This is a genomic window from Aporhodopirellula rubra (assembly GCF_014192335.1).
In the GTDB taxonomy this organism is placed as follows: Bacteria; Planctomycetota; Planctomycetia; order Pirellulales; family Pirellulaceae; genus Rhodopirellula; species Rhodopirellula rubra.
Window position 1 is genome coordinate 12010 of the sequence record NZ_JACHXU010000034.1, and the last position, 19163, is coordinate 31172.

General features: G+C 56.7%; 4 protein-coding genes. All 4 read right to left on the reverse strand.

The window, feature by feature from the left end:
• Positions 1 to 26: 26 nt before the first annotated feature.
• The 4 genes from FHS27_RS28460 to FHS27_RS28475 are packed head-to-tail and all read right to left on the reverse strand — an operon-like array spanning position 27 to position 18803.
• The gene (locus FHS27_RS28460) at positions 27 to 2090 is read right to left on the reverse strand and encodes a 3-oxoacyl-[acyl-carrier-protein] synthase III C-terminal domain-containing protein (RefSeq protein WP_184309441.1); all 2064 of its coding nucleotides are present in this window, start codon (positions 2088 to 2090) and stop codon (positions 27 to 29) included.
• Positions 2087 to 5536, reverse strand: coding sequence for a non-ribosomal peptide synthetase (locus FHS27_RS28465; protein WP_184309443.1), 3450 nt, complete (start codon positions 5534 to 5536; stop codon positions 2087 to 2089). Before FHS27_RS28465 ends, FHS27_RS28460 begins: the two co-directional genes overlap by 4 nt.
• Positions 5533 to 8868 carry a type I polyketide synthase gene (locus FHS27_RS28470; protein WP_184309445.1) on the reverse strand — a complete coding sequence of 1112 codons (3336 nt, stop codon included), beginning with the start codon at positions 8866 to 8868 and terminating at the stop codon, positions 5533 to 5535. The genes FHS27_RS28465 and FHS27_RS28470 overlap by 4 nt, the downstream gene beginning before the upstream one ends.
• On the reverse strand, positions 8865 to 18803 hold the full coding sequence (locus tag FHS27_RS28475; RefSeq protein ID WP_184309447.1) for a type I polyketide synthase: 9939 nt from the start codon (positions 18801 to 18803) through the stop codon (positions 8865 to 8867). Before FHS27_RS28475 ends, FHS27_RS28470 begins: the two co-directional genes overlap by 4 nt.
• Positions 18804 to 19163: the final 360 nt, after the last annotated feature.

The following is a 19163-nucleotide window of genomic DNA, read 5'->3' on the forward strand; positions in this document are numbered from 1 at the left end:
AATGGGGGGCGCCGCGATGGGTGTTCTTAGAATCGGTAGAGGGCACAGGCGACCTGCAGACCCGAGCCAATGTTGACGATCAATCCGAGATCACCGGTGGCGGGTCGTGGACCATCGTGTCCGCCGTCGCCTACCGATACTCCCGCGGCCAACATTGCCAACGGCGTTGACGAGGTAAACGCGTCTGGTCCGCGTTCCTTGCCGACGATCATGCGATCTTCGGAGATGCCTAATTCGTCGCGAAGAGATTTCAGGAATTCATCGCACGTTTGCGGCGGCAGCCACCAGTCGATCGATTCCAATGTCAAAGTTTGATCACTCAAGAATTGGTTAACGCTTTGTTTGATCGATGGGAGAAGGCTGTTCTTCCAATCGTCCTTGATGCTGTGTTCCAGGAACGGTTTGCCGATTTTGTTTTCGATGTTCGCGAAGACTTTGTAGTCGTCCTGGAATTCGGGATAGTGGTCGAATCGGAATGCGTGAAATCCGGTTTCACCGTCTTCGGACTCGCTCAGTATCGCCGCGGACGCCATTTCGGTGATTCCCAACGTGGGTTGATCGGGAACGTCAGCGTTGTTTTCGATTTCGGAGGCGACCACCATCGCTCGTTCGATGCGTCCCGCTCGACCCATCTCGCAAATCAAGTGACAGGCGTTAAGAAATCCGATCGAACCGTTCAGCAAGTCGAACGCGAATGACTTAACAGGATCGGTCGCCGCCTGATCGGCATTTAATTTCAAATCACCGGCTAAGAGAGCGGCAAGTGCCGGTTCGGTTAAGAACTCCGTTCGGTAAATCCCTGTTGAGATCAATAGCTCTATCGTTGAGCGATCGACGCCCGCACCACGAATGCTCGATTCCGCGGCTTCGGCGAGCAGGTTCATCGTGTCGGCACGTTCGCCAGAGGAAGGCGTCGCGGTTGCGATTGATTCGAAACGAAACGGCGTCGACATCGCGACGTTAACCGATTCGTCGGGAAGGAAGTCAGGTCGCGTATCGGCATGTCCGTTGGTAGACGCTCCGTTGCCGTTCTCGCTCGCACGGCGAATCCGATCGGGGAGATCGTTGCAGTTGTAAACGGCCGTGCCACTGGTTTGGCCGGAGCCCGAGATCGCGAAGAGGACTTTGTCGCCCGTTCGGATTCGGCCGTTGTCGATATTGTCACGGAATGCGAGGAAGTGCGTCGTGCTCGCCGTGTTGCCTCGCTGCTCGAGGTTGTCGATCATTTGATCAGTGCAGTCGGTTTGGAACTGCTTGGCGATTTCTTCGATCGCACCACGGATCGTCAACCGCGACGTTTGGTGCGGGATGATGTGTTGGACGTCATTGACATGATGTCCTGACTCTTTCAACACATGGACTGCGTGAGCGGCGGCGTGGGGGACAATCGCTGCGGTCACTTTCACCGCGTCGGTATGCATCACGGCACCACCGTGCGGTTGATCGCTCGGTTTGGCGATGCACAGACGGCTGTAATGGCCTAGCGTGTACATGTCGAAGTTGGTGAACCCTTCACCTCGTCGAGGCGACGCGCTCATCGCAACGGCAACGCCGGCGTCACCAAGTGTGAGCGAGGCGAGTTGCGGATCGAGATACCCTTCCATCTCCAACTGGGCGGTCCGCGTGAGGTGCGAAATGTATTCGCCACTGACGACCATGGCGCTGCGAACGGCGCCGGATTGAATGAATGCATCCGCCACATAGACTGCCGTCCACATGCTCGCGCACGCGTTAGAGATGTCAAACGCGATGGCCTTGTCGAATCCCATCAACTGCTTCAACGCGATCGCGGTGGATGGTTCGTAACCGACTCGACTCGGACCATCCCAACGTGAAATGTTGGCACTGATCAAGAGATCAAACTGTTCGGCGCGAATTCGTGAATGTTTCAAACAATCCGTGATCGCATTGGTAGCGAGATCAATCGCAAATTCATCTTCACCCGCGAAATGGCGTGACTTGATTCCGGTCAGACGTTCTAGCGGGACTCGCACAGGACGCACGCAACCATCGAGTATCTCACGCGTCGTAACTACCTGAGATGGCAGGTACGTGCCGACGCTTTCGAGGATTGAGTGAAAGATATTCATGGCTGGCCACAGGGAGTCAATTCGGGAGCACCGAGATGCTCATAAAGTTCGGCAATCGTCTGGTATTCGAATAACAGTTCCGGTTTCATTGGGCCGTCATTCGGGTTGAGTCCGGCGTCGTTGGCTCGGGTGATGATTCGCAGGCTGGTCAGTGAGGCCCCACCTAAATCGAAGAAGTTGTCGTTGATTCCGACCTTGGAAACCCCGAGTTCTTCGGCCCAAATCTCCGCGAGCGTTGACTGCCATTGGTTGTCCGGCTCGACGTATTGGCAAACCGTCCGGCGATCGCTCTTGGCGGGACGTGGGAGTTGACGATGAGCGATTTTCCCAGAGGCGGTTAGCGGCATTGACTCCACCACCACGATACGCCGAGGCACCATGTATCGTGGCAGAACGGATCGCAGGTGCGTTATGACTTTGGTTTGGATGGCTGTTTCTTGGTCTGCTTCGTCGATAAATGCTGCACGGTCCGAAGGTTGGATCCATGCGATCAATTCGGATTGCCCCGATCGATCCGAATTTCCATCGCAATGCAATCGGACGCAACATCGCATGATGTCCGGCATCGCGTTAATCGCCGACTCGACTTCCGAGGTATCGGCACGAATCCCATCAACCTTGATCTGTTGATCGACGCGTCCGAGGAATTCGAGTTGTCCGTCGGCGTTCCAGCGAGCACGGTCACCGGTGTCGTACATCACACCGGGGTTGGAGTCTTCATCGAAGACGTCTTTGCAAAAGACGCTGCGAGTGAGTTCTGCGTCTCCCCAATATCCGTCGGCCAGCATGGGGCCGGCCAAGAACAGACGCCCGACTGCACCGAGCGGGCTGAGACGGCCCTGGTGGTCGAGGACGTACGTACGACTGCCGGGGCGTGGGCGGCCGATTGGTGTTGCGGATCGAGGAGATTGCTTTGGTGAGACTTCATGGGTGGTCGCGGTGATGACCGCTTCGGTAGGACCATAGGCGTTGAGAATTTTCACTCCTCGTGATCGCCATGTGGCAACCGATTCGCTCGGGAAAACGTCGCCGCCGAGGATCATCAGTCGCAACGACGAGAGGTCTTCGTCATTTTCGACTTTGCCACCACAATGTTGGAAATAGGCAGGCGGAAGGTTAATGACGGTGAGCCCGTGTTGATCGACGTTGCCCCAAAGTGTTTCCGGTGCCCAAAGTTCGTTCCCGCGTGCGACCACCATCGCGCCGGCGTACCATGCCGAGAACATCTGTTCGAGCGACGGGTCGAATGTGAGGTTGCTGAACTGCAAGACACGATCGTCTTCGGTGAGCTGGTAGACTTCGCTGATGGAAACGATGTGCCGAGCAAACGCGTCATGAGATACGGTGACTCCCTTGGCGCTGCCGGTCGATCCTGACGTGTGCAGAATGTAGGCTGCGTTCGATGACGAGGGCTCGGTCCGGTTGGTGAGTTTCAGTTCGTCATTGGCCGTTACTAGGTCAACCGCACGTGAAATGGGGATGACGCGAATAGGGCTCGATTCCAATGTCGACATCAATTCCGGTTGATCGGTAATCAGTGTTTCGGCGCCGCACGAACTGAGCAAGCTAAGAATTCGCGGTCCAGGGCTTTCGCAATCGAGCGGAACGTAGACCGCCCCGGCTTTCATAATCCCCAGGATGATCGATGCCGTTTCGAAACAGCGTGAGAAGCAACACGCCACCAACGAACCGTTCGTAACACCGCTTTCGGTCAGTTCTGCCGAAATTCGATCACTCGCCCGGTCAAGATGTTCGTAGGTTTGTTGATCCGATTCGCAGATCCAGGCGATTGCGTCGGGGCGTGACGCGGCATGTCGGCGAACCCATTGGTGCGCCAGTGTGCCGTCCCACGATGATGAGGTATCGGCGGTTGAGAGCGACATGATTTCCTGCCGTTCGTTCGGCGAAACCAAATCGTATTCCGATAGTCGCTTCTGTGGATCGTTGACGACTTCGCGGCACAGATGAATGAATTGATCGCTCAGTCGCTGCGCGGTCGTTTCCGAGAATAGATCCGTATCGTATTTAAGAGTTCCGACGAACGAGTGTTCCGTTTCGAACAATTCCATCGTCAGGTCGCATTGACCTTCTTGTTGACGCATCTTGTACGGACGAACGCGAAGTCCGCCCAATTCGACTTCTGCGGTATCATTGCCAAGCAATGTCGCCACTTCGCAGAAGCGAGGTTTTTGTAAACCAAACATGACGTTGAAAATGGGGTTCCCGCTTCCGTTTCGTTGCCGACCGATTCGGTCGACGATGGATGCGAACGGATAGCCTTGATGTTTGATCGCACCGAGGACTTTTGATTTTACTTGAGTGGCAAAATCTGAAAATGTGGGATCGTCGCTTGAGTTTGAGCGAACCGCGAGCGAGTTGACGAAGTAGCCGATGACATGATTGAACTCGCTGCGCGATCGTCCCGATGTGGTCGTTCCGACGATAACGTCATCTTGGTCCGCAACGCGATGCAGCAGTGTTTTGAAGATCGAAAGCGTTAACGCGAACGGCGTCAGGCGGAGCGATTTGGCAAGGTTACGCAGGTCTGTCGAAAGGTCTTCGGGCAAATTGAATCGTAGCGTCGCGCCGCGAAATTCGGCACGGGCGGGACGACGGAAATCGGTTGCGAGATCCAAGTTAGGAAGCTTGCCGCTGAGTTCGTCTTCCCAGTAGAGCCAGTCTTTTTCGCCTTCGGGGCCTTCGACCCACGCTTTTTGTTCGGTAACGAAATCCGAGAACGTTGCAGGAGGCGATTGCAATTTCGCGATGTCGCCACCGGAAACCTGCGCCAAAATCTGAAACAATTCGTCTTGAAGAATCCATAGGGACCACGCATCAAAAACGACGTGGTGCAATACGATCAAGAGGATCTGTTCGTCGTCCGCGCGGCGTAGCCATCGCACTCGTAAGAGCGGTCCGGTCTCGAGATCGAAAGGTCTTTCGTATTCGGATTTAACAATCGCCGAGATGCTCTCGTCGGTTTGTCCAGCGACATCGATTGTGGCGAAATCAGTCTTGCCGGTTTGGTGAACCCGCCGGAGTAGTTTGCCCGATTGCATCTCGAGCGTCGTGCGTAGCGATTCGTGACGCTGGACCAATAGGTCGATCGACGTTTTGACAGAGGCGGCATCGACGGGAGTGCAGATGCGACAGGCTGATGCGACGTTGTAGGCGGGGCTGTACGGGGCCGAGAGATGAAGGAAGTAGAGTGCTTGCTGGCCAACGGTCGTCGGTTCAACGCGGCTGGAGTCTTCTTCCGGAGTGGATTCGCGTTGAAGGATCGCGATGAGATCTTTCTTGAATCGACGAAGCAGTGTCATCATCTCGGGATCGAGTGCATCGTCGGGCGCGCGAAAGCGGAGCATCTTGCCTTGGCACCAAAGCTCAACGCGACGGTCTACGAGTTCTTGGTAGAGTTTTTCTGCGGTCATGTCCGAGGTATTCATAGTGCGCCCTCCACCCATCCATCTTCGTTTGCTACAGGAGGATCGACGGTTGCAATTCGTTCGATCACTTGATTCAAAAAGGTGTCCAACGTGCTAGCTTCAAAAAAGAGATCGAGAGGTACTTCGATGCCGAAATCTTGTTGCATTTCATCGCGTAGTTCGAACGCCATCAGGCTGTCGAGGCCCAACGCGTCGAGTGACTGTGCGAGCGGAACTTCGTCGAGTTCCAATCCCATGATTTCCGCGATTCGTTCATGGAGATGTTCACGGATTTCAGCCGGTGATCGTTCCGGTGACGTGCCAGCGGTGGTTTCGCAGATATCATCAGCGGTCGGTTTGTTTCCTGTTGGCAGAATCGCGATCGGGGTGAGTGTGAGTCCCTCGATCGTCATCACGAGTTGCCCCGAACCGTCGTTGATCGTTAGGTCGATCGACAACGAATCATCAATCGCCGAGAGGTCGTCGCTGCCTTGACGCGTCGCCATCACTCGTAATGGCTGGTTTTGAGCCGGAATTCGGTGCGCCGAGATTCGATCGAATCCGACGGGAATCCATGCATTTTGCGACTCAGGGATTAGCCCGGCGGCAACCTGCAAACACGCGTCCAGCCACGCGGGGTGCATTTGATAACCATGTGAATCGAGCGTCTCCGGTAGACCGGTTTCACCGATCGAAACTATACGTTGGCCGACCACGGCGTCGCGCCGCGAGCGGAGACCCCGGAACGTGTCGCCGTAATTCAAACCGGCGTCACGCATGATCTGATAATGTTCGTGGTTGGTGATCTCATGGTCCGCGGCGAGTTCATCGCGAGAGAATTCGATGTCGTCAGTGATTGCGGCAGTTCGGTTGACACCGGTCTGCGGCGTTTGTGTCTTCAACTGACATTCCGCCACGGTGCGCCACGATCCACCGTTGGATGCATCCAACGTTGCGACGCGAAGCCGTCGGTTCTGTTCTCCCGGTGACACGATGACTTGCACCCACGTTGGTCCATCGGAACGGATCGGAAGTGGGCGAGCGATCTGCAGCGATTCGATCGCGTTGAGTGCTGGCGAAACGGCTTTGCCTGCGGCCAACGCTAACTCCACCAATCCCGCTGCAGGAAACAGCGTCATGCCGCGAACAACGTGATCGTGCAGGTAAGAGAACGAGCTGAGATCGGTCTCGAAGATCGTTTCATCACCGGCCAAGTTCAGTTTTCGCTGTAAGAGCGAGCTGAGGAGCGTGTCGTTGGTCGCCGAGGCGGCAACGGATTTCGGGTCGCCTGCGTTGTTATCTCGTTGCGTTAAGGATTTGTCGATCGAGGCAATTTCCGAAGGGCAGATTGCTGACATTGGCAAACATACCGGTGCGTCGTCGAGCCACCGTCGGCTGCGTTGGAACGGATACGTTGGCAACGTGACGCGTTTTGCTGTGGGGGGGAAATGATCTTTCCATTCGATCGTTTCGCCTCGCAGAAACGACATCGCCACGCCACGGAGGAGGCAGACACGGTCGTCGCCGATCAATCGGTTTTCTGATGCCGAAACTTCACTGATGACTCGAGAAGATGGGTTCCCGTCGGCGAACCGTCGCAACTCGTCGATAAGCTCTTCTAACGACTCCGCTACGATGCCCATCCGGTGTTCGAAACAATCGCGGGTCGTGGCGACCGAGAAGCAGACGTCACTGAGAGATTGCGGTTGAGTGGACAACGCGTCGACAAATTTCGCCGCGTACTGCCGCAGGGCGAGAGAACTCTTTGCCGATAGGACAAAGAGTGATGGTCCTGCATTGTTGATCGGTTCGAGACCTGATTCCAATTCGAGACCTGAGGCGACCGGTCGAGCGACCACCGTGCCTTCCGGCGATGCGGCGGGCGAGAGAGGATGGACGGCGGGCGCATCGGACAGAATGACGTGGGCGTTACTGCCACCGAAACCGAACGAGCTGATACCGGCAACGCGCGGTTGTGGCGATTCCCAAGACTGTTTGTCACGTGTGACTTCGACAGGCCAATTCCAGTCGATTGCTTCGCTCAATCGATCGCAGTGCAGATGCGGGGGCAGGCAGCGGTTCTTGAGTGACAGAATGACCTTGATGATCCCGGCGATCCCCGCGGCGCCTTCGAGGTGTCCGACGTTGGTTTTCACCGAGCCGATGCGAAGGGGCCGTGATGGCTCACGCGATGGTGCGAACACCTGACGCAGTGCGTCGATCTCGATCGGGTCGCCCAAAGGTGTGCCGGTACCGTGGGTTTCCAAGTAGTCGATTTGTTCAGCGGATAACCGTGCGTCTGCAATCGCGGCACGGATGACGGCCTGTTGGGCATGACCGTTGGGTGCGGTGAGACCGACGCTGCGTCCGTCTTGGTTGGTCGCGCTGCCGCGGACGACACAGTAGATCGGATCGTTATCCTTGACCGCGTCACTGAGTCGTTTGAGCAAGACGGCGCCGCAGCCTTCACCACGAACGAAGCCATCGGCATCGGACGAAAACGCATGACAACGTCCAGTCGGTGAGAGCATTCCGGCTTGGCTCAAGCTGATGCTCAGTTCGGGTGCCAGGATGACGTTGACGCCCATCGCAATGGCCATGTCACAATCGCCGTATCGCAAACTGCGAGCGGCCAAGTGCACCGCGGTGAGAGATGACGAGCACGCGGTGTCGACGGCCACACTAGGGCCACGCCAATCCATCACGTAACTCAAACGTCCGGCCGCTGCACCGTGCGCATTGCCGGTACTCATGTACGTGTCGATCGCTTCGGGATCGCGACGAGTCAGCCGATAAAGGTAATCGTTGCTGCACATGCCAACGAACGCGCCGACCCGCCGGCCGCGACACGATTGGGGTGCGATGCCGGCATTCTCGAGCGTTTCCCACGCAACCTCTAACAACAACCGTTGTTGGGGATCGAGCGAAACCGCCTCACGACCGGAGATGCCAAAGAAAGCGGCGTCGAACTGATCAATTTGGTCTAGCCATCCGACACGATTCGCGGTGATGCGGCCGGGTTGTTTTTCTTGTCCCGATGCGAGTTCACTGCTCCAGCGGTCGCCTGCATGTGTGTCGGCGGCATCACCATTTTGCAACAAATTCCAAAACGCGTCGGGGGATGGGGCCGCGGGGAATCGGCAACCGATTCCGACAACGGCGAGCGGTTCGCTCAGCCGGTCACCTAATCGCTGCATCCCCGCTTTTGTTTTGCGGAGAGCTTCTAACACGCTCGCCATGTTGACGTTTCCGGCGGCCGATGTGTTTTCACCGGCGGCGGGATTGCGGGGACCACGACCTGAACGCGACGGATCTTGATCGGCAGCGTCATCGGAATTCGGTAGTTGGATCATTGATCGGCTCCCCAGCGTTCAAATTGTTCGGACAAATCACCAATTTCGCGAAGCAAATCCGTCACTTCCGCGACCGGCATCTCGGTTTCCGAAGCGTCTGCCATGCCGCTTGTGACCTCCGATACGGTTGGATCACTCGCCTGAGACTCTGACCGACTAACCCCTAATTCTAGTTCAGGATTGGTGTCAGCGTTTCGGCAGACCTGCTTTTCTGTATATGGTGTTTCTACCATGGTGTCAGACAGCAATTCGACCATTCGGCCCGCGAGGGCGCGCACGTCAGGGAAATTAAATAGGTCGATCGTGCTGATTCGCACGCCCAGCGTCGATTGCAGGGTATTTACCAATTCCAACGACGTCAGCGAGTCCATCCCGAGGTCGAACAAGGGTTGGTCCATTGGCACCGCATCGCCACCGCTGAGAGCGAGGGAGGACGCGATCGAGTCACGAATGTGTTGTGTCACCATTTTCAGACGATCGTCGGCAGAAAGTTGCTTTAATTCCTCTATCCAATCTTGCTGCCCCCCCGCGTTTTCTGATCGGTCTAGGCTGCGAATCAATCCTGCAAACAAACGGTGTGATTGCAAATGAGCGGGCAATCGATCTAAATGCAAACGGACGACCGCTACCGCCGCGGGATTTGTCGTATCCGACGACTGTGCTGACGCGGACAATTGTTGCAATCGCTTCAACACTTCGATGCCTTCGTCGGGCATCAACATGCCAATGCCCGCGAGGTCGCCACGCCCGAGCCGATCTCGTTTCGCTGCCGCACCGATGCGTCCCCACGGTCCCCAAGCGATCGAAGTCGCCGGCAATCCCGATTCACGGCGAAGTACCGCTAACGAATCTAAAAACGCGTTGGCGACGGCATGGTTGGCTTGGCCAGGTGACCCCAACCACGCCGAGAACGAGGAGTACAGGACAAAGTCAGCGATCGGGTCGGACTGCGTTGCGGTGTGCAGGTTCCACGCTCCGTCGACCTTTGCCGTCAATACACGTTTCATTGAGTCGGATGTTTGATGTTCCATCACGGCGTCATCGAGAACACCCGCGAGATGGTAAACACCAGTGACTGCACCGCACTGGTCACGCAGTCGGGTTAACGTTTGTTCGACGGACATCATGTCGTGGAGTTGCACTTGCTCAACACGAACGTTTGCACCGAGATCACACCATTGATCGATTAGCAATTTTTCTTCGGAGGTCGCCTCACGTCGGGTCAGCAAGGCGATCTGAGTCGCTCCCTGTTGAATCAAGTGTTCGGCCGTCAGGAGTCCCAACCCACCGAGCCCGCCGGTAATCAGTTGTAGGCCGGTAATGCGGTCGCGTGCGATCGGTTCGGCTACCGAAGTGGTAGAATTCTCACGAACGCACTCGATGACGGCTTTGCCGATGTTCCGTCCGCTTTGCAACCACTGCATCGCGTCGGATGCGTTGTCAAACGCAAACGGGCGAACCGGCAAGGTGTGATAGTTCCCGTTTTCGACTTGCTGAAGAATGCGTTCGAGACGTTCTGCGATCGAATCGGGAGAATCGGCCAAACGTTGCGACAGGTCCAACTGCGTGTACCGAACGTTGGGTTTCACCGCAGCGATTCGCGACGTCACGGCGGAGTTCGCCAAGGCGATATCGACATAACGACACGCGGGTGAAGCGGCCGCGAGGTTTTCGTCAATGAATGTTTCGCCGAGTGAATTCAAGATCACGTCCACACCGAGCCCGTCCGTGGCGGCGGAAATTCCCTCAGCGTATCCAGGCTTTCTCGAATCAAAGACTTGGGTGACACCCATGTCTTTGAGCGTATCGTGTTTGTCCACGCTGGCTGTTGCAAAGACATTCGCGCCAATGTGGCGGGCGATTTGGACCGCTGCCATTCCGACACCACCGGCGGCAGAATGGATCAAGATCGACTCGCCGGCTTTCAGGTTAGCAATCTCTTCGATCGCAGTCGCAGCAGTTAGGAACGCGACTGGAACGGTGGCGGCGTCGTTGAAGGAAATCGAATCGTGCAGTCGACAAACCGATGAAACAGGAACGGTCGTGTAATCGGCGATCGAGTCGGCGGCGATCGCCACGACACGGTCACCAACGTCAATTTTCTCGACGTCGGTCCCGATTCGAATGACTTCTCCCACGCACTCGGCACCGAGTGGAGGATTGCCTGGGTAGGCACCGAGCACATTGAGCACATCACGGAAATTCAATCCTGCCGCAATGGGGGCGATCTCGATTTCGTTCGCGCCCGGTTCGCGACGAACGCGGGATTCCGTCGTGAGGCCGTGGAGTGAGCCTCGTTCGCCGACGCTCAAAACGCGGCCGCGATCAGTTGGATCGGTCGTCGATTGATATTTCCATTGTCGAACGAAACGTTGGTCACCACGCAGCGAGACCTCCTCATTTCGAATCTCGATTGAACCGCATTCGTCCATCAAGACGTTCGTGTTCACATCGACCGGATTGGATCGATCAAGATCAATTCCCGAACACGACCACTGTGGTTGTTCGAGCGTCAACGTCCGCCACATGCCCCACAACGATCCGCCGACCAGGTCAACACAAGACGCTGCCGAGATGCCGTTCTCGTTTGAGCATGCTGCATTGACCGGCAGAGCACCCCGGGTAACCCATCGCAAACGTAAATTCGATACTGCGGTCGGATTGGATGCCTGCCAGCTCAATAGCGATTGGAATGTTGCGAGTAAGTTCTCACTCGCACGCCTCAGACTCTCGGCCGGATTTGCATCTTCCGACGATTCATTACACGACACGATGATGATGTCGGTCGGGGTCAGTGTGTAGCAACTGTTTCCGATTTCGTCACGAAGCCTTACCGGATCGTCGGCCGTGATGGTGTCCGCTAGGCTTCCCAGATTTTGGATTTGTTTGACGAAGGACGATGTGATCGTTGACGAACCGTGGTCGATGACCAGCCAACGTCGATTTTCGGTCGCGACAGGTTTGGGGGTAGCGACGATCATCTTACTCGGTGATGAAACCGTCGATGCTGTTTCCCCATCCAGTTCTCCCGACGCGGGGTCGACAAAATCGGGTAGGTCAAAACTTTCCTCGGACAGCAAGTCGGCCCAGTCATCCGTCGAAATGAGCGGGTATTCGGGACGGCGATCGGTATCGGTAAAACGCCACCAACCTGGAGTTAACCCAAACGTTAGATCTAGCCACCGTGCGGGTTGGGTGCCCTCGAGTACCACGAGTTGGCCCTGAGGATGTATCAGTGTTCGGACGTGCTTCATCGCGACGGACAAATCCGCGGTCGCGTGCAAAACGTTCGCAGCAATGACGAGGTCGAATTTTCCAAGGCAATCGTCGAATCCTTGCGAAGCTGGATCGCGTTCAATGTCGAGGACCCGGTAGTCAATGAAATCGTACTGGGCGAAATTTCGTTTTGCCGCTGATAAGAATCCAGGTGCGACGTCCGTGTAAACGTATTCGCAGCGATGCGCTGGTAATTGATCGAGCACCGCCCGCGTCGTGGCGCCGGTTCCAGCTCCGATTTCCAAAACTCGCAATCCACGACCGGGGGCCAATTCGTTGACTACGTTCGAAATGACGCCGGATGCCAATTGGTTCAGTCGATTGCCACCAACGGAATCGCGATAAACGTCGGCGGCCGATATTTTGCCATCGGCAGGAAACAGCAGCGGTAGCGGATCGCTTCCCGTACGCATTAAGTCTGCCGTCGCTTCGGCACAACGGTTCAGCAATGCAAATTCGTTGGCTGCGTGTGGATGTCCTGTTCCGTCAGACGCGTTTGCCGACGGACAGGCAATAACAGTCCATCGGTTTGCGTTCTCGACACGTTCGCATCGCAGTACGTGCATCTCTTCCGCGATTCGCAACAATCGAACGAGCAGCCGAGAATGCTCGGGCAAAACACCGGACGATTCGGTGAAAGATTGCAGAGAATAGGTGTTCCCGATTTGCCAATCGACGCCGAGCCGAGTCAAAATCTCAAGGGTCCATTCACCGGCGGCGGTTTCGAGTGATTCGCTGATCTCTCGCAGTATCTCGGGGCCGTGTCCATCGTGCTGCACACGGAGTATCGGCGTAGAGAGTTTGGCGAGTCGCGCGTGTGCGGGCTCGCAGTCACGAATGGTCGGCAACCATTCGTCAGCCAGGATCAATTCGGTGGTATCGACGGGAGTCGTGGCACGGAGTTGTAGTCCGCGGATGACAATCTGTGATTCCGAATGGAGATCCGTTTTCGTCTCCGGTTCGATAACCAAATCAGCGGCGGCGGTTTCTGCGCTGTGATCGAGCAGACGGGCCGTAACCCGCAATCGATCGTCGCCGAGTTGCGATAGGAAATTGGAGGTTGTTTCGATCCTGTCAGTACCGACGGGAACCCAAGCCCGTTTACCCCATCGGACACCGCAGGCGGCGATCACTTGCAAACAGGCGTCGAGCGTTCCGATGTGATGCGAGTCGGCGGCGTGCCCGTTTTGCGGTACGCCAATGATGGCTGTTGCGATCTTTCCGGCTGATCTCAATTCCTGAATCAGTCGAAACGCAGGACCGTAGTGCATTCCGGCTTCTTCGAGTTGCTCGTAATGCGCGTCGACATCCCGATTTGCTAGGCTCGCGTTAGTTGAATCACTGAACGTGATTGGGGACGCCGATTCATCGGAAGCCAAATCATCGGAGGCTACACGAGTGAGGGTGAAGGTTGAGTGCAGTCGCCATGACGCTGAAGAACGGTCGCTCGACGTCCGGCTAAGAATGCGGCCATTCCAGACCGCGTCGGAATCGCTCGAGCGTGATAGCACCAATTGGCATCGCTTAGGAGCATCGTTCTCAAGCGTCATCGCGTGGAGAATTTGAAATTCGGTCACACGCAAACGCGCGTCATGCGGGCCGGATACGTCTTCGCTTTCATTCTGGACGGCCTGTCCCGCTGCGATCGCCCAACGCATGAAGCCTGCCGCGGGGAAGACCACGGATTCACCGACGCGGTGGTCAGCCAAATAGGAGTTGGCATCAAAACGTGTTTCAAACACCGCGTCGTCGCTGGCGATGTCTAGCCGCGTGCCGGTCGCTGTCGTACCTGGCTCGGGTGCAACGATTGGTATCGATGCCGAGTGTGTCTGCGCAGTATTGATCGCATCGTTGCGGTGGACCCAGTGGCGTTGACGATCAAACGGGTAGGTTGGCAATGAAATGATCGGTGCGGTCCCACCGAGGGCTGATTGCCAATCGAAGTCCACGCCGTAGACGTAGAGGTTGGCGAGCGTGTCCCAGTACGAACCCGGCTTTTTGGCTGGGGCGTCGGTATCAGCGAGCAAACCTGGTAGGACGGTTAAACCAACTTTTGCGGACCGCGCGAGTGCGGCGAGTGTATTGCCGGCTCCGATTTCCATGCCGAGCGTGGGGACGTCCAGTGCTGCGTCACCGGAAGGAGACGTCACTTTGGACATCTCATTCAGTACGAGGTCAAATCGGACCGCGCCACGCAAGTTGTTTCGCCAATAAGCTGCGGTTGCGATTTTATCTTCGGTGATTTGACCGGTTTGCGAGGACAAAAATGGCAACGACGGCGGCATCATCGCAGTCATTGCTACCGCTTGTTCGAACTCGTCCAAGATCGGATCAATCAACCAGCTATGGAACCCGTGGGTCGTTGACATCGGGCGAGAGACGATTCCGCGTCCCTTCAGAAAATCGGTCAATGCGTCGAGTGTATCGGGGAGCGATGCGATGACGGTTTGCTTGGGACCGTTAACGGCCGCTATTTCGCAACGTCCCTCGAAATCGGCGATGGTTCGTCGTAGCGTGGTTTCGTCCGAGAATACAGCCAGCATGCCACCGCGTTGTTTGATTCGTCCGGTCAATTCAGCGCGACGAGTGACGAGTGTCAGGCCATCTTCGAATTCGAAAACGCCAGCCATGCAGGCTGCTGCGAACTCACCCAAACTGTGACCGACGACACGTTGAGGTCGCACCCCGATCGAGGACCAAAAACGAGCCGTCGCGACCTGCAGGCAATACAACGCGGGCTGGATCCAGACTTCCAGCCAATGTTCTTTCGTGCTCCATAGCCGTTGTTTCAGGTCGTGGCCGGTTTGGGCGGCGAAGGCTTCGGCGACAACGTCGAACTCATGCCGAAACGCAGCGTTTTCATTGTAAAGTTTGCTACCCGCGCCGAGATGGCATCCCCCCTGCCCACTGAAATACCAGTCGACTGACGCTTCACGGCGGGCCACCCCTTGGATCCATGCCGACGAGTTTTCAGGACGCGAGCTTGAGGCATCTCCGACCCACGCGGCACGGTGCCGGTAGTGGCTTTTGCCTACCGCCAATGTGTAAGCCAGTGACGAGAAGTCCTCGGTCGGGGCGACGGATTCGACCGCATCGACCATTGACGATAACGCGGTGTCTGATTTAGCCGAACACACTAACAGGCCTGGTGAAAAGGCGGCTGTCTCCTGTCCAGTGGTTGGTACTTCAGGTGGCTCTTCAATGATGACGTGTGCGTTCGTGCCACCGAAGCCGAATGAACTGATGCCGGCGCGTCGTGGTCGATCGATGCTTCGTAGCCATGGCGTCGATTCTGTGACGACGCAGAGTCCCGAACTCCAGTCCACATGCGGAGTCGGTTGGGTGAAGTTGACCTGTCTCGGTAGGATTTCGTTTTGGACCGATAGTGCGACCTTGATCAGACCCGCAATGCCGGCGGCGGCTTCCAAGTGACCGATGTTTGATTTGACGGATCCAATCTTTAGCGAGGCGTTCGGATCAGCGGCGTTCTCCGGTGTGTCGATCAATGATTGGCGAATCGCGCGTGCTTCGATAGGGTCGCCCAATGGAGTTCCGGTTCCATGTGCTTCGACGTAATCGATCGAATTGCTGGTGACCCCGGCATCGTCAAGTGCTTCGCGGATCAGGGCCGCCTGAGCGATGCGACTCGGGGCCGTCAAACCGTTGCTGCGCCCGTCTTGGTTAACCGCAGAACCCTGGATCACTGCGTAGATCCGGTTGCCGTCCGCCAGTGCGTCGCTGAGCGGTCGCAGCAGAACGGCACCGCCACCCTCGCCCCGTACAAATCCGTCTGCGGCCTCGTCGAATGCTCGGCAGACACCCGACGGTGACAGCATCCCGGCTTTGGTAAACGATTGCGTGGCGTCGGTGGAAAGGATCAGGTTCACACCGGCGGCAATTGCGTAATCGCAATCTCCCGCTCCGAGCGCCCGGACGGCTTGGTGGGTGGCGACCAAAGAGGACGAGCAGGCCGTGTCGATCGTGAGGCTCGGCCCACGGAAATCAAACGTGTAGGATATTCGGTTCGCTGCCATCGCCATCGAGTTGCCGGTGGCCGTGTAAGCCGTGACTTCACCGCCCGGATTGGCAGGTGAACTGACCTGCAAATAGTCGTTATTGCCAACGCCGACGAAAACACCGACACGCTCATTACCTTCGAGGGTCGGGTCGTGTTGAGACATACTGGCAATCGGAATGCCGGCGTCCTCGAACGCTTCGTGGGTGAGTTCCAGCAACAAACGATGTTGCGGATCGATCGCGTCGGCTTCGCGTGGACTGATTCCAAAAAACGGGGCGTCGAAACCCGCGACGTCTTTCAGATAACCGCCTCGTGTCGGGATCGGTGGGTCGGATTGGTTTCCATTGAGGGATTGTTCGCCGGGCCAATCGCCGCGATGCAAACACTCACCCGTGGCGTCCACTCCGTTGAACAACACGTTCCAGAATTCTTTCGGGTTGGATGCGGATGGAAAACGGCATCCGATTCCGACGATCGCCACCGGGCCACTTGATCCCGCATGATGTTCGCTATGGCGGTCGTTTGATTTCGATTTGCGTCGACGGGGTTCGTCAGACGCCAGCAACGATGAGTCGTTGCCCGCCAGATGGTTCGCAAGGCTCGCGATCGTTGGATACTCGTAGGCGAGCGTTGCGGGAATGTCGCGGTCGAGCCAATCGGACAGTTCACCGGCAAGGCGAACCGCGCCGACACTGTCGAGGCCGTAGCGGGAGACAGGCTCGCTGACTTCGATCGCTTCGGCGGGCAACTTCACACGAGCGGCAATTTTCTCGATCAACCACGATGTAATCGTGGCGGCCTCGTGCGAGGTCGAATGAGGCGTTTGTGTTGTCGGTTGCGTGGCAGTTGGGGTCGGCAAATCCCAGCGGTGCAGGACGCGGTATTCGTTGTTTTCGAAACGCCGACGAGCTTCAGAACGTTGGACTTTCCCACTCGTGGTCTTGGGAACGCCGCCGGGACGGATCAGCAAAATGGAGGTCGGTACCAACTGATGCTCTTGCATCACGGCGGTCCGGATCGCGTCAATGACTTCATCCGGGTTGGCGTCGCGCCGTTGAGATCGCCGCAACTCTTGAGCGATCACGACTCGTTCACCATCGTCGGTGTTGATCGAGAATGCGGCACCGCCGCCGATCGCGTTGGCCGCGTGCGCTGCTTCTGCGGTTCTCTCGATGTCTTGTGGATAATGGTTGACCCCGTGAACGATGATCAGGTCCTTGCACCGCCCGGTAACGAATAATTCGCCGGGAAACGTTTCATCGTCGATCAGCCCGAGGTCACCGGTACGCAGGTAACATTTGTCGTTACCGGCGATGGTCGCTTCGAAGGTTTCGTGAGTCTTCTTTGCGTTTTTCCAATAGCCTGCGGCGACGGAGGGCCCGGCGATCCAAATCTCACCGATCTCACCTGCCGGTTTTTCGATCTTGGTTTCCGGGTCGACGATTCGAACATCCATGCTGTCATCGGGCACACCACAACCGATCCAGTGTGAACGCGACTCGTCCGTTTCTTCGGTGGTTCCTCGCCGTGGGATTTCGCGAACTGGTTCCTCGCGAACGCTGCTGCTGACCAAGAGTGTCGTCTCCGCCATGCCGTAGCACGGACAGAATTGGTCGTGTGTGAATCCGTAACCCGCAAATCGTTCCGCGAATTGACGCAGCACACGCGAATCGATCGGTTCGGCGCCGTTGAACGCGACTCGCCAGGAAGAGAGATCCACACCGTCGAGTTCAGCGTCGGTGATTTCGTCGGCACATATGCGATAAGCAAAATTTGGTCCGCCCGCGACGGTGCCATTGAATTGCGAAATCGCACGCAGCCATCGAGACGGCTTTTGCAGGAAGTCGATCGGCGACATGAAGACGAGGTCGCCACCGAGGTACAGTGGGTGCAGTGAATTGCCGATCAGACCCATGTCATGATGCAATGGCAACCATCCGACGAGCGTGTCGTCGCGGGTCGAGCGGAAGCTCGACTGAATCAAATGTTGGTTGTGCAACAAGTTTCCGTGCGTCACCATCACGCCCTTGGGCGAACCGGTTGAACCGGATGTATATTGCAAGAACGCGGTTGTCGCTCGATCGAGATCAGGGCGCACCCAGTCGTCGGCGGAATTCGGATCCATCGAGTCGATCGAATGCCACGTGACAACGGACCAACTCTCAGATTGGTCGTCCGATTCGCCGATAGATTCGGCCGCTTGGATTGACTCGACCAGGGAAGCTGACGTCAATCCGATTTTGACTTCGGCGTCGGCGATGATCGCACGCAATCGTGCATCGCGTTGGTTGCGTCGTGGTGGATAGGCGGGCACTGCGATCACGCCCGCATAGAGGCATCCAAAATATGCAGCGAGGTATTCCGGACCGGGCGGAAATGCGAGTACCACGCATTCGCCAGGTTGTACTCGCTGCCGCAGCCAAACAGCGATCCTGCGAGCTTGTCGGTCCATTGCCCCATACGTGTAACCTTCCGATTCGGGGATCGAATCCGGATCCGCGATCGGCGCGAACGTTGATCCGCCTTTTTCTCCCGCCCTCAAAAACCGATACAACATTTTGTCCGGTTGAACGTCCGCCCATGTCCGAAGCAGATCGACGACCGAATGCGTGTCTTTCGATGGCAGGAACAATTTTCTCATAACATTGTTTCGGGAGAGGCTGCTCCGATCATGATCGTGAGCGGAGGCTGCTTTTTCTCGTCTATGCCTGTTCCGAAGGGAGTTCGGTCAGGCATTCATATTAAATTTGAATTTTTGATGTGCTTGCCTGCTTGGGCTGCCAGAGAAATAGATAACGTGCGACAGCTCAAAGGCGGCACGCGGATCGGCTGACGTCAGCCTTTTTCGGGTGAGGAGACGATCGTTGCCTCACCCTGAAAATCGCGCACGCCAAACGCTAGCCCCACCTTTGCGACAATTTAGGCGGAAAGGGGAAAATAATACACCCTGTGTGGGGGATCAGTTGCGGTTGTGGTGGTGTCGATAACTGTGCGGGTGTTA

Coding starts and splice junctions, on each gene's coding strand:
- FHS27_RS28475 (WP_184309447.1), bottom strand. CDS start 18,803: ATGAGAAAATTGTTCCTGCCATCGAAAGACACGCATTCGGTCGTCGAT.
- FHS27_RS28470 (WP_184309445.1), bottom strand. CDS start 8,868: ATGATCCAACTACCGAATTCCGATGACGCTGCCGATCAAGATCCGTCG.
- FHS27_RS28465 (WP_184309443.1), bottom strand. CDS start 5,536: ATGAATACCTCGGACATGACCGCAGAAAAACTCTACCAAGAACTCGTA.
- FHS27_RS28460 (WP_184309441.1), bottom strand. CDS start 2,090: ATGAATATCTTTCACTCAATCCTCGAAAGCGTCGGCACGTACCTGCCA.